The sequence below is a fragment of the Streptomyces sp. S465 genome, from assembly GCF_026898115.1.
GTDB lineage: Bacteria > Actinomycetota > Actinomycetes > Streptomycetales > Streptomycetaceae > Streptomyces > Streptomyces luomodiensis.
Genome location: NZ_CP114036.1, coordinates 3,882,948 through 3,895,000 on the forward strand (window position 1 = coordinate 3,882,948; position 12,053 = coordinate 3,895,000).

Genomic DNA, 12,053 nt, shown 5'->3' on the forward strand with positions numbered 1-12,053 from the left:
TCCAAGGGTGGGCGGAAGAGCCCACTGCCCGCGGCTGCCGGCCGGAGGCCGCGGGCAGTGGTGCGTCAGTGACGGCCGTCAGTTGACATCGGTGCCCAAGGCGTCTTCGACCTTGGGAAAGAAAGCCGAGAACTGCTCGTACTGCTTGATGTCGGTTTCGCTGAACCACTCGACACCGGCGTCACACAGGGCGTCGATGACACGGTTCTTGGCGGCGTCCGTGCAGTCCGTGTTGGTCGGGATGATCGAGTTGTAGGTGTCGACCAGGGCGGATTGGCCTTCCTTGGAGGCGAGGAAGGCGGTGAGCAGGCGACCCGCCGCCGGATGCGGGGCGCCGTCGGCCACGAACAGGTAGGACTTGTTGGCGTTCGTGGGGCCTACCGGTGCGACGGCGATCGGCGCGCCCTTGGCCTTGTCCTCCAGCACGAGGTTGATCAGGTCGGTGCCGACCGGTGTCTGGCCGGAGACGATGTTCGTGTGGGCCTGCGTGGTGTTCTCGGTGTAGTGGGGCCGCAGCCGGGCCAGCCGGGAGGCGTACGTGAGACCGGCGTCGGTGCCGAGCGAAGCGTCCCGGGCCCATACGGTCATGAAGGAACCGCGCGACTCGACGGTGAGCTTGCCCCCTTTCCACCGCGGATCGAGCAGGTCGTCCCAGCTCGCGGGCGCGTCGCCGGCGGCGACGGCGTCGGTGTTGTACGCCCAGACCTTCGGTACGGCCCAGACGTAGACGAAGTTGTCGGCGAAGATCTGCCCGGCGGGCACCTCGTAGTCGGCCCAGTTCACCTTCGCCGCCATGTCCTGCGACGGCAGCACCGTGAGCCCGCCCGCGTTGGACACGTCGAAGCTCACGCGGTCCGCGGCCTGCTCCACATTGAGCTGTGTGACGAGGTCCGGAGCCTTCTTGTTGGTGTACTTGACCTTGATCCCGGGGTACTTCTTCCGGAAGGCGTCAATGGCCGGCCGCATCTGCGCCTCCGGTTTCGGCGCGAACCAGACGACCTCCCCCTCGGCCTTGGCCTCCTGGTACAGCGCGTCCAGGTCCTTGGCCTTCGGAGCGGGCGGAGGACCGCCCCCGCACGCGGCCGTGACGAGGGCGAGCACCGTGCCCAAGGCGGCCGCGACGGCGGCGCGGCTCCGGCGACCGGCGCGTTGCCGCACTCCGTTCATGGCACTCACCGATCCTCGGCGCCGGGACCCGCACCGCGGCCGAGCCCGTACAGCCGGCCGGCGGTGCCGCCCGCGATCAGTTCCAGGTCGGTGGCGTCGAGCGTCGGCAGCTGCGCCCTGATGAGGTCGGCCAGCTCGGCCAATGACCCGGCCGAGGCGGGAAAGTTCGAACCCCACATCACGTGCGCCGCGCCGAACTCCTCGATCAGCGCACGGACCACCGGCGCCGCCGATCCGGCCTCGCGCTGGGCGCGCAGCACGGCCGGCGGCGTGAGCTTGATGAAGACCCGGCCCGTCTCGCTGAGCCGGGGTGCCCCGGCGGCACTCGGGTACAGCGCCGTGTCGTCGCCCACCTGCGGCCGCCCCGCGTGGTCGAGGATCACGGTGAGGCCCGGGTACTGCTGGAGGAGCCCCGCGAGGATGGGGGCGTGCTGGGCGTGCATCTGGATGCAGACCGGCACCCGGCGGTCGGACAGGAACTGCCAGACCGGCGCCATGCGCTCGTCGTCGAGGCCGCGGCCGGGCGTCGGGACGGCCGTCGTCCCGTCGGCGGCGCGGATGCGGACTCCCGAGAAGCCCCGCTCGTCGATCCAGTGCCGGAGGTCGTCGACCGCCTTCGGAGAGAGGAAGTCCACCGAGCAGACCCCGCTGATGCGGTCGGCGTGCCGGGCGAGCTGATCGGCCACGTAACTGTTGTCGAACCCGTAGACCGTGGAGGCCTGGACGACGACGAGGTGGTCGATGTCTGCGGCGTCGGCCTGGCGCAGGAGGCCGTCGATGTCGGTGGGCCGTTCCTGGGACCAGGTGGAGCGGTGGCCACCGAGCGGAGCCGCGGGGTAGGAACCGGTGTCGGGCGAGATGATGTGGGTGTGCGTGTCGACGTTGAGCATGTGCACCTCAGAACTGGTGGATGGCGCGGCGAGCGGGTGTGATCAGGCAGGCTCACCGAGGTGCCGGGTGAAGTCGTCGAGGAGCTCGGCCGCGGTGACCGGCGTACGGATGACGTTCTGCTGGAGGGCGTAGTCGATCGCGGTCTGGAGGCCTGCGACGAGTTCCTCGGTCACCCCGAACCGCAGGGCGCGCACGCGGGGACCGGGCGCGGCCTCGGCCGCCTTACGCGCCTCGATCTGGGCACCGAAAGCCTGGTAGAGCGCCGAAACCGTCCCCGGCTCTGCCTCCAGGAAATCCCGCCGGACGGTGAGCATGTGGTTGATCGGCACCGTCCCGTGCCGGGCGCCCCAGGCCTCCTCGGCCTCACGCCAGTTCGGGATGATCGGCACCAGCGGTCCCTGCGCCCCGTCCAGCGCCGGCGGGCCCAGCACAGCGGCCACGGCGTCACCGCGCTCCAGCACGTCGAGCACCCTGCCCGTCGTCCGTTCGACGTTCGGCGGCTCGACGTAGCTCGCGACGTGCGGCTCCTCGGTGGTGACCCAGGTGACGTCCTTGGCGTCGACGCCGAACTCCTCGTGCAGGATGCCGCGGACCCACAGGCCGGTCGTCTGGCTGTAGGCCCGGACAGCGACCCGCTTGCCGGCCAGGTCCGACGGGCTGATCTCGGCCGAACCGGGCCAACGGGTGAGGGAGTGGTGGTGGAAGTCGCCGCTCAGTACCACCGGCAGCAGTGCGATCGGGGCACCGGCCTCGTGGGCCTGAAGGAAGGTCGCGATCGCGAGTTCGCTGACGTCGTAGCGGAGCTCACGCACCATCGGAGCGAACGCCTTGTAGATCGGATCGGCCGCCGCGAGCTCGATGCCGTACCCCCCGACGCTGAAGCCGGGATCGCCGAGGAACGCCGTGTGCGGGTAGGACTTCGCCGCGATGGACAGGGTTTTGGCCATGAAGCAACTCCTGCGTTACAGACGAATACAGAGAGTGCACTGGTGCCGTCACTCCACCGACGGTGAACACCAGTCCGTTGAACAGTCTTGGCGCACCGTACGCACGATTCACGCCTGGATCAACCCTCTGGACACCAGATCGTTTAACAATGCCGCCCACAGCTGGCCTGACGGACCACAACGGCACCCTGTCCGAACCGGGGAAGCCGCCCAGACCGGATGAGCGCGCACGCGATTTCTCGAAGCGACCACAGGGTGGCCACACCTCATGGATTGTTATACAAAGAAAGCTGTACCAAGCAGCGAACCGAGCACGGTCACATGGGCACCGGTCGCCGGATCATGGCCCGCTTCGCGCCCCCGCGCGCCCACGCCTGCCTCGACCCGGTCCGCGTGGCCCCCGTCGCCGCCCCGCCCCTCGCGTCGGGAAGCGACCCCCGCCTAACCCGGGTAGACCGGAGCCGTACCGTCCTGGTCCACGGTCTTCCAGTCGGTGTTCGGCAGCAGCCGCACGATGCCGTTCTCCCTGGTCTCGGCGATCAGCGGCCGGGTCTGGTCCTCCGAGGCGCCGATCGACTGCACACCGTTCGGCCCCGGCACCTCCGGGACGTTCGCCGGGGAACCGTCCGTCTCCACGTACTGGAGCTGCTGCACCCCGTCCGACTCCCGGCCCGCGACCACCAGCCTGCTGTCGCCCGCCCAGGAGAAGGTGTCGACGTCCTCCAGCTTCGGCGCGATCGCCTGCAACGCCCGCACCGACAGCTTCGGGTCGGCCGCCGTGCCCCGCCGCTCGATCCGGCCGAGCCGCAGCGTGCTGTGGCCGGACCGCTCGACCAGCATCGCGATCCTGGAACCGTCCGCGGACACCCGCAGCGCCGTGATCCGGCCACCGCCGAGCTTCGGCAGCTCCACCTCGTCCACCGGCCCGGTACCGTCCCGCAGCCGCAGCAGCCGCGGCCGCTGCGGATCCCGGTCGGCCACCCACAACCCGCCCAGACCGTCCCAGCTCGGCGCCGTCAGGCCGTGCGCCACGCTGCCGCCCTGGCTGCGCAGCCGCACCTTGCCGCGCTCGGCGTCGGACGCCAGCTCGGTGACGTACAGCGACTGGCCGTCGGCCGTGACCCCGGCCGCGTGCCGCTCGTCACGGGAGACCGCCACCAGGCCCAGACCCGCGTCATCGGCACCGAACGGCCCCGGAACGGGCTGTGGCCGGTCCTCGTCGTCGGTCAGCCGGACCATCCGGTGCTGGGAGTCCACGAAATACTGGTGCAGCGGATGGCCCTCGACTCCCTCCGGGGCATACGCACGCGCCGCGTCCCTGGAGAGGGCGCACAGCTCCGAGCCGTTCTGCCGCTCCAGACGCACCCCGCTGACCTGGGACGACCCCTCACCCAGATCCTGGACCGTGAACAGCGTCTGCGCCGCCATCCGGGCACAGCGCGCCCCGCTGACGCCCGCCGCCCGGTCGCTCAGCCGGACCTTCAGCGCCTTCGAGTCGTCCAGCGACAGCCGCTCGCCCCGGCTCCCGAGCGCCGTACCGCTCGGGAAGGAGCTGCTGACCACCGGCTCCAGCCACCCCGTCGGACCGTCCAGCAGCGCCTTGACGGTCGCGGTGACCGGGTCGATCCGGCGCCGCACATAGACCGGATCGGCCACCAGAACGTGGTTCGCGACCTTCGACTCCTCGGCATCCGGGCCCGGATCGGCGAAGTAGTACTTGTTGACCGAGCGATAGATGCGCTGGAAGTCGGACTCGCCGAGGATCAGCCCCCGGGGCGGCCCGTCGATCCGCCACTCCGAACCGCTCAGGGTGAGGTGGATGCGCTCCTCGTACGGCTGCTCATCGGGCTTGTAGGCGTGCGTGTCGTCCACGACCGCGATCCGCTTGCCCGACAGCACGACCGTCTTACCGTTGCCATCCCGGTCGCCCGGGTCCGTCTCGACCCGGACGTCCGGCGCCTGCTCCAGCACGGTGGTGGCCGCGAACGGCTGCCACCGCTTGGCCGCGCTCTTGGTCAGGTACTCCTTCGCCGTGCCGAAGTTCTCCTCGTCGCTCGTGGTGGCCTCCAGGAAGCCGGAGACCAGCTCAGCGGGCTGCTCACCCTTACCCGGACTCACCCCGTACACCCGGACCTGCGCATCGGCGTCGGAGCGCGGTGAGGAGTCCACCCGCCGCACATCGCCGCTGTCGGGCATCGAGGCGCAGCCCGACAGCAGCAGGGCGCCACAGGCCAGCAGCGTGGGCGTGCTCAGGGCCCGGCGGCCCGGCCGGCGCACCCGGCGGCGGAAACGGTGACGGTCGCCACGATCAGTGCCCACGAGGTCGGCCCTCCCCTTCGGTCGGTGTCGTCTGCCGGGCGGACGGCGCCCGGCCGCCCGACGGCCCGTCGGACGGCGTCTCCGGGGCGCCGCGCACCACCCGCGACCCATTGCCCGGCAGCGCCGTCGGACCGGCCGACGACGGCGCCTGCGCCGCGGCGTCGGCGGACGGCAGCGCGGACCGCGGCTGCGCGGGAACCGCTGCCGCCGACCGCTCCGCCAGGGGCCGCGGGGCCTCGACGTCAGCCGGCCGGCGGTTGCGCCGGGAGTCCTCGGGCTCCAGCGGGATCGGCGAACCGCGCAGCACATCGCCCGCCGTACGCGGCAGCGTCAGGCGGAACTGCGAACCGCCACCGGGCTCGCCCCACGCCTGTAGCCAGCCGCCGTGCAGCCGCGCGTCCTCCACCGCGATCGACAGCCCCAGACCGGTGCCGCCAGTGGTGCGCGCACGGGCCGGATCGGCCCGCCAGAAGCGGTTGAACACCCGGGTCGCCTCACCGGGCTTGAGCCCCACGCCGTAGTCCCGCACCGCCACGGCCACCGCACCGCCCGCCGCCGCGAGCCGCACGACCACATCGCGGCCCTCACCGTGCTCCACGGCGTTGACCACCAGATTGCGCAACACCCGCTCGACGCGACGGGGGTCCGCCTCCGCGACCACCGGCGCCTCGGCGCCCCGCACCAGAATCCGGGTGCCCTTGGCCTCGGCGAGCGGCTCGGCACCGTCCACCACCCGGTGCACCACATCCCGCAGATCGATCGGCTCAGCCTCCAGCGCGGCCGCACCCGCGTCGAACCGGCTGATCTCCAGCAGATCGCTGAGCAGCGACTCGAAGCGGTCGACCTGGCCCCACAGCAGCTCGGCGGAGCGCGCGGTGATCGGATCGAAGTCCTCACGCGCCTCATGGATGACGTCCGCCGCCATCCTTACGGTCGTCAGCGGGGTGCGCAGCTCATGGGAGACATCGGAGACGAAGCGGCGCTGCATCCGGGAGAGCTCCTCCAGCTGCTGGATCTTGAGCTGGAGGTTCTGCGCCATCTTGTTGAACGACTCGCCGAGACGGGCGATGTCGTCCTCCCCGGTGACCTTCATCCGCTCCTGGAGCAGACCGGCCGCCAGCCGCTCCGAGATCCCCGCCGCCATCCTTACGGGCGTCACGACCTGCCGGACCACCACCCAGGCGATGGCGCCGAGCAGCACCACCACGAACACCCCGGCCGTGGCCAAAGTGCCCTTCACCAGGCTCAGCGACTTCTCCTCCTGGGTGAACGGAAAGAGGTAGTAGAGCTGGTAGGCGTCGCCGTTGTTGTCGTCCAGACGCTTGCCGATGATCAACGCGGACTCGGAATCGCCGGAGCCCGCGTGCACGATCCGCCCGTACCGCTCGTACGGCGCGGTCCGCCCCTCGTCCACCCGCCGGCGCAGATCCGCGGGCACACTGTCCGGCTGCACATCGCCGGAGGCCCGCGGCCCCCGGCTGGCCACATACGGCGTCTCACCCGAGTCGGAGCTGAGCGCCACCACCGAGTACGCGCCCTTGCCGCCGCTGGCGAGCTGCTCCACCAGCGCGTTCAGCCAGGAACCGGAATCCTGGGCGCCGGCCCCCGCACCGTCCTGACCACCGGCATCGCTCTTGCGGTCGGCCATCTGCTCGGCCACCTCGAACCCACCGACGGCCTGCCCCTGCGCCGCATGGCGCTTGGCGTCCAGCAGACCGTTGCGCACCTGCCCGATGACCACCAGCCCCAGCAGCAGCACCACGCCGAGCGACATCAGCAGCGTGGTGGCGACCACCCGCAGCTGGATGTTCCGCCGCCACAGCCGGGCAGCGGGCACCAGCGGACGGCGCACCCACCGGCCGAACAACCGGACCAACGGATGGGCCGGCCCTCCGGACGCCCCGTCGGGCAGCAGATGCCCACCGCTCCACAACCTGCGCAGCAGCGGTATCTCACCCGCCGGGTCGGGCCGCCCCATCCGGGCACCCTCCGGAGCCCCGCCTCCCGGCCCACCGGGCTGCGGCGCCGTACCGCCACCCGTCATCTCAGCTGGGCCCGGCCTTGTAGCCGACACCGCGCACGGTCACCACGATCTCCGGCCGCTCCGGGTCCTTCTCGACCTTCGACCGCAGTCGCTGCACATGCACATTCACCAGCCGGGTGTCGGCAGCGTGCCGATAGCCCCACACCTGCTCCAGCAGCACCTCCCGGGTGAACACCTGCCACGGCTTACGGGCCAGCGCCACCAGAAGGTCGAACTCCAGCGGCGTCAGCGCTATCGACTGCCCGTCCCGCTTCACCGAGTGCCCCGCCACGTCGATCACCAGATCGCCGATCGCGAGCTGCTCCGGCGCCGGCTCCTCGGAACGCCTCAGCCGCGCCCTGATCCGGGCCACCAGCTCCTTGGGCTTGAACGGCTTGACGATGTAGTCATCCGCCCCGGACTCGAGCCCGACCACCACGTCGACCGTGTCACTCTTGGCCGTGAGCATGACGATGGGCACCCCTGACTCGGCCCGGATCAGCCGGCAGACCTCGATGCCGTCCCGTCCGGGCAGCATCAAATCGAGCAGCACCAGATCGGGCTTGGTCTCACGGAAGGCGGCAAGAGCCTTGTCGCCGTCCGACACGAACGACGGTTCAAAGCCTTCGCCGCGCAGCACAATGCCGAGCATCTCTGCCAGTGCGGTGTCGTCGTCGACGACAAGGACGCGTCCCTTCATGTCGACATCATCCCATTACCCGATCGTGACCTGGAGCACAGCTCGGCGATACCGTCCGCGGTGACCGGCGAGACCACCCCGTGCTCGGTGACGATCGCCGTCACCAACTCCGGTGGTGTGACGTCGAAAGCCGGATTGTAGGCCTGTGTCCCCAGGGGAGCCACCGGCACTCCGGTGCCCGCCACATGTCCAACGGCGGGAACATACGGAATTGTGATGTCTGTCACCTCATGTCCGGGGCGCTGTTCGACCTCGATCGCGGCTCCATGGGGAGTGGCCGGGTCCACCGTGGTGGTCGGGGCGACCACCACGAACGGCACATGGTGATAGCGAGCCAGCACAGCGAGCGGATAGCTGCCCACCTTGTTGGCCACCGAGCCGTCCGCGGCGATCCGGTCCGCCCCGATCAGCACCGCGTCCACCTCCCCCGCCGCGAACAGGGAGCCCGCCGCGTTGTCGGTGAGCAGCGTGTACGCCATACCGGCGCGCGCCGCCTCATACGCGGTCAACCGCGCCCCCTGGAGCAGGGGTCGGGTCTCGTCCACCCAGAGCCGTCGCAGCTGTCCCGCCCGGTGCACCGCCTTGACCACGGCGAGGGCGGTGCCCTCACCCCCGGAGACCAGGGCGCCGGTGTTGCAGTGGGTGAGGATCCGATGGCCGCCGGCCGGCAGCAACTCCTCGAGGAGCGCCTGACCGTGGGCCGCCATGCGGTCGCTGGCCTCGGCATCCTCCCGGTGCAGGGCACGGGCCTCGGCGAGGGCGGCCGCGGCGGCCTGCGCATCGTCCGCGTCCTCCCGGATCGCGGCCTGGTACGCGGCGGCGGCCCGGCGAACGCCATAGGCGAGGTTGACGGCCGTGGGACGGGCATGGGCGAGCGCGTCGGCGGCCTCGTCCACATCGAAACCCCGGGCCGCGGCGAGCGCGACACCGTATGCCCCGGCGATGCCGAGCAGCGGGGCGCCACGCACGGCGAGGGAGCGGATCGCCTCCACCAGCGCCGGCACATCGGTGCACACCAGGTCGACCTCTTCGGCGGGCAGCCGGGTCTGGTCGAGGAGTACCAATACGGGCCCCTCCGGGGGTTCCTCCCAGCGCAGCGCCAAAACAGCGGGAGGTATGGGGCCTTCCGGGGACAGCGGATGCTGATCAGCCATCCGCCCAGTCTGCCCTGTACGCCACCGACTATTGAAGTGCCGGACCGTCCCCAGTGGCCGGTACGGGGGAGAACGCACCGTGGCACGATGGCTGCCATCCGTCCGCCGCGGATGCCGCGGCCGGCCAACGAACGACCTACGGAGCGACGATGAATGACTCTCCGGGCTGGGCCCCGCCCGGATCGTCCCCTTCCGACGAACCGGACCACGGCGCTCAGCAGCAGGGCGAGCCCGCCGACCAGCCCGCACCGGAGCAACCCGCCCGGGGCGCCACCTGGGCCCCCCGCCAGCCGCCACCCGGTCACTGGACCGTATCGGGCAGAGGCCCCACGCCACCGCCGCCGACCCGGCCCGCGGCGCCCACCGGCGGATGGAGCACCGGCCGGCGTCAGCCGCCCGCTCCCCGACCCGGTGTCATCCCCCTGCGCCCGCTGGCCGTCAGCGAGATCCTGGACGGCGCGGTGGGCATCATGCGCGCCCACTGGCGCACGGTCCTCGGCATCTCGCTCGCCGTCTCGATCGTCATCCAGGGTCTGATCACGGCCGCCACGGGACTCTGGTTCAACAAGGCCCACGGGAACGAGACCCATGTCCTCGACGAACGGGACGTCACCGTCAGCGAGGCGATGCGCGCCGTCGGCAACGCCTTCGGAGACAGCGGAGTCGCCCTGCTGCTGGGCGTCCTCGGAACGATCGTCACCACGGCCCTGATGACCGTGGTCGCCGCACGGGCGGTGCTGGGCCGATCCGTGACCATCGGGGAGGCCTGGGCCGGCGCCCGGCCGTACCTGCTTCAGCTGTGCGGGCTCCTGCTTCTGGTCCCCGCCATCGCCATGGCTGTCATCGCCGCCGGTATGACGCCGGGTCTGCTGCTGGCAGCGGCGGGCGTGCCCAGCGAGGGCGCCGCACTCGCCTCTCTGGGCGGACTCGCCGGAGCAGGTGTCGCCGCGTGGCTCTGGATCCGCTTCAGCCTCGCACCGGCCGCGCTGATGCTGGAGAAGCAGGGGATCATCCCATCCCTGCGACGCTCCTCCAAACTGGTGCGCGGTGCGTGGGGGCGCGTCTTCGGCGTTCAACTGCTGGCCGTCGTCCTGGTCTTCGTCGTCGGCGCCATCGTGGAGATTCCCACCAGTCTTGTCGCCATGCTGATCGGCGGGGACAACGCCATGGACTGGCTGTCCGGTGAATCCGTCTCCGTCAGCTGGACCTTCCTGGCCGTGGTCGGTGTCGGCGGGGCGATCAGCTCGACCATCACCTTCCCGATCAGCGCGGGTGTGACGGCCCTTCTCTACATGGACCAGCGCATCCGGCGTGAGGCGCTCGACCTCGAGCTCGCCCGCGCCGCGGGGATGCGGGGAGACCATCCGGAAGGCCACGGCACGGACCAGCCGACCGTCGGCTCCACGTCCGGCAACTGACGGCACCACACACGGGGACGAACGGGGTGTCACCCTACGGGCCCTCACCACACGAGTCGTCACCATCACGGGCCATCACCTCCCCCATCGCCCGTTCGGCACAGCCCAGGGCCTGTTGACCAGACGTCAACGGGCCCACCGGACCGCCTCACTGACAACTCTGCGCGCCCTCCCCCTCGCCACGCCAGGGCGCTGATGCCTTTTCACTCGATCCGGTGGAACATCCGATCGAATGGGAACGCAAAAATGCCTCGGCCCCGAGCACAATATGCTCGGGACCGAGGCTAAAAATTGTTCGGCGGCGTCCTACTCTCCCACAGGGTCCCCCCTGCAGTACCATCGGCGCTGAAAGGCTTAGCTTCCGGGTTCGGAATGTAACCGGGCGTTTCCCTAACGCTATGACCACCGAAACACTATGAAGATAAAACCGGAAACAACACGGTTCATTACTTCAGAACCAACACAGTGGACGCGAGCAACTGAGGACAAGCCCTCGGCCTATTAGTACCAGTCAACTCCACCGGTCACCCGGCTTCCATATCTGGCCTATCAACCCAGTCGTCTACTGGGAGCCTTAACCCCTCAAGGAGGTGGGAGCCCTCATCTCGAAGCAGGCTTCCCGCTTAGATGCTTTCAGCGGTTATCCCTCCCGAACGTAGCCAACCAGCCATGCCCTTGGCAGAACAACTGGCACACCAGAGGTTCGTCCGTCCCGGTCCTCTCGTACTAGGGACAGCCCTTCTCAAGACTCCTACGCGCACAGCGGATAGGGACCGAACTGTCTCACGACGTTCTAAACCCAGCTCGCGTACCGCTTTAATGGGCGAACAGCCCAACCCTTGGGACCGACTCCAGCCCCAGGATGCGACGAGCCGACATCGAGGTGCCAAACCATCCCGTCGATATGGACTCTTGGGGAAGATCAGCCTGTTATCCCCGGGGTACCTTTTATCCGTTGAGCGACGGCGCTTCCACAAGCCACCGCCGGATCACTAGTCCCGACTTTCGTCCCTGCTCGACCCGTCGGTCTCACAGTCAAGCTCCCTTGTGCACTTACACTCAACACCTGATTGCCAACCAGGCTGAGGGAACCTTTGGGCGCCTCCGTTACCCTTTAGGAGGCAACCGCCCCAGTTAAACTACCCACCAGACACTGTCCCTGATCCGGATCACGGACCCAGGTTAGACATCCAGCACGACCAGAGTGGTATTTCAACAACGACTCCACCACAACTGGCGTTGCGGCTTCACAGTCTCCCACCTATCCTACACAAGCCGAACCGAACACCAATATCAAGCTGTAGTAAAGGTCCCGGGGTCTTTCCGTCCTGCTGCGCGAAACGAGCATCTTTACTCGTAGTGCAATTTCACCGGGCCTATGGTTGAGACAGTCGAGAAGTCGTTACGCCATTCGTGCAGGTCGGAACTTACCCG

8 protein-coding genes and 2 rRNA genes (1 of these 10 only partly in view) are annotated in these 12,053 nt (G+C 69.5%); 1 reads left to right on the forward strand and 9 read right to left on the reverse strand.

Annotated features, from left to right (window positions below; all coding sequences use genetic code 11):
* Window positions 1-78: 78 nt before the first annotated feature.
* The 7 genes from N6H00_RS16375 to mtnA all read right to left on the reverse strand — a co-directional run bounded on the left by N6H00_RS16375 (window position 79) and on the right by mtnA (window position 9,201).
* Window positions 79-1,167 (reverse strand): ABC transporter substrate-binding protein, encoded by a 1,089-nt coding sequence (locus N6H00_RS16375; RefSeq protein WP_268972451.1) that lies wholly within the window; start codon window positions 1,165-1,167, stop codon window positions 79-81.
* 5 nt (window positions 1,168-1,172) lie between these two features.
* The gene (locus N6H00_RS16380) at window positions 1,173-2,057 is read right to left on the reverse strand and encodes an amidohydrolase family protein (protein ID WP_268972452.1); all 885 of its coding nucleotides are present in this window, start codon (window positions 2,055-2,057) and stop codon (window positions 1,173-1,175) included.
* 42 nt (window positions 2,058-2,099) lie between these two features.
* Window positions 2,100-3,005, reverse strand: a complete 906-nt coding sequence (locus tag N6H00_RS16385; protein WP_268972453.1) for a hypothetical protein — start codon at window positions 3,003-3,005, stop codon at window positions 2,100-2,102.
* A 441-nt stretch (window positions 3,006-3,446) separates the two neighbouring features.
* Window positions 3,447-5,324 carry an LpqB family beta-propeller domain-containing protein gene (locus N6H00_RS16390; protein ID WP_268972454.1) on the reverse strand — a complete coding sequence of 626 codons (1,878 nt, stop codon included), beginning with the start codon at window positions 5,322-5,324 and terminating at the stop codon, window positions 3,447-3,449.
* The gene (gene mtrB / locus N6H00_RS16395; protein ID WP_443072966.1) at window positions 5,314-7,368 is read right to left on the reverse strand and encodes an MtrAB system histidine kinase MtrB; all 2,055 of its coding nucleotides are present in this window, start codon (window positions 7,366-7,368) and stop codon (window positions 5,314-5,316) included. Before mtrB ends, N6H00_RS16390 begins: the two co-directional genes overlap by 11 nt.
* A gap of 1 nt (window position 7,369) precedes the next feature.
* Window positions 7,370-8,047: a two-component system response regulator MtrA gene (gene mtrA / locus N6H00_RS16400; protein WP_014061181.1), complete on the reverse strand. Its 678-nt coding sequence runs from the start codon at window positions 8,045-8,047 to the stop codon at window positions 7,370-7,372.
* Window positions 8,044-9,201 (reverse strand): S-methyl-5-thioribose-1-phosphate isomerase, encoded by a 1,158-nt coding sequence (gene mtnA / locus N6H00_RS16405; protein ID WP_268972458.1) that lies wholly within the window; start codon window positions 9,199-9,201, stop codon window positions 8,044-8,046. The genes mtrA and mtnA overlap by 4 nt, the downstream gene beginning before the upstream one ends.
* Before the next feature lie 149 nt (window positions 9,202-9,350).
* Between mtnA and N6H00_RS16410 the strand changes: the two genes are divergently transcribed.
* Window positions 9,351-10,619, forward strand: coding sequence for a hypothetical protein (locus tag N6H00_RS16410; RefSeq protein WP_268972459.1), 1,269 nt, complete (start codon window positions 9,351-9,353; stop codon window positions 10,617-10,619).
* A gap of 293 nt (window positions 10,620-10,912) precedes the next feature.
* Here the strand turns inward: N6H00_RS16410 and rrf are convergent.
* Together rrf and N6H00_RS16420 are read right to left on the reverse strand one after the other, a co-directional pair.
* A 5S ribosomal RNA gene (rrf, locus tag N6H00_RS16415) occupies window positions 10,913-11,029 on the reverse strand.
* Between the two features lie 71 nt (window positions 11,030-11,100).
* A 23S ribosomal RNA gene (locus tag N6H00_RS16420) occupies window positions 11,101-12,053 on the reverse strand; it runs 2,167 nt beyond the window's last position.

Coding starts and splice junctions, on each gene's coding strand:
- N6H00_RS16380 (WP_268972452.1), bottom strand. CDS start 2,057: ATGCTCAACGTCGACACGCACACCCACATCATCTCGCCCGACACCGGT.
- N6H00_RS16375 (WP_268972451.1), bottom strand. CDS start 1,167: ATGAACGGAGTGCGGCAACGCGCCGGTCGCCGGAGCCGCGCCGCCGTC.
- N6H00_RS16410 (WP_268972459.1), top strand. CDS start 9,351: ATGAATGACTCTCCGGGCTGGGCCCCGCCCGGATCGTCCCCTTCCGAC.
- mtrB (WP_443072966.1), bottom strand. CDS start 7,368: ATGACGGGTGGCGGTACGGCGCCGCAGCCCGGTGGGCCGGGAGGCGGG.
- N6H00_RS16385 (WP_268972453.1), bottom strand. CDS start 3,005: ATGGCCAAAACCCTGTCCATCGCGGCGAAGTCCTACCCGCACACGGCG.
- mtrA (WP_014061181.1), bottom strand. CDS start 8,047: ATGAAGGGACGCGTCCTTGTCGTCGACGACGACACCGCACTGGCAGAG.
- mtnA (WP_268972458.1), bottom strand. CDS start 9,201: ATGGCTGATCAGCATCCGCTGTCCCCGGAAGGCCCCATACCTCCCGCT.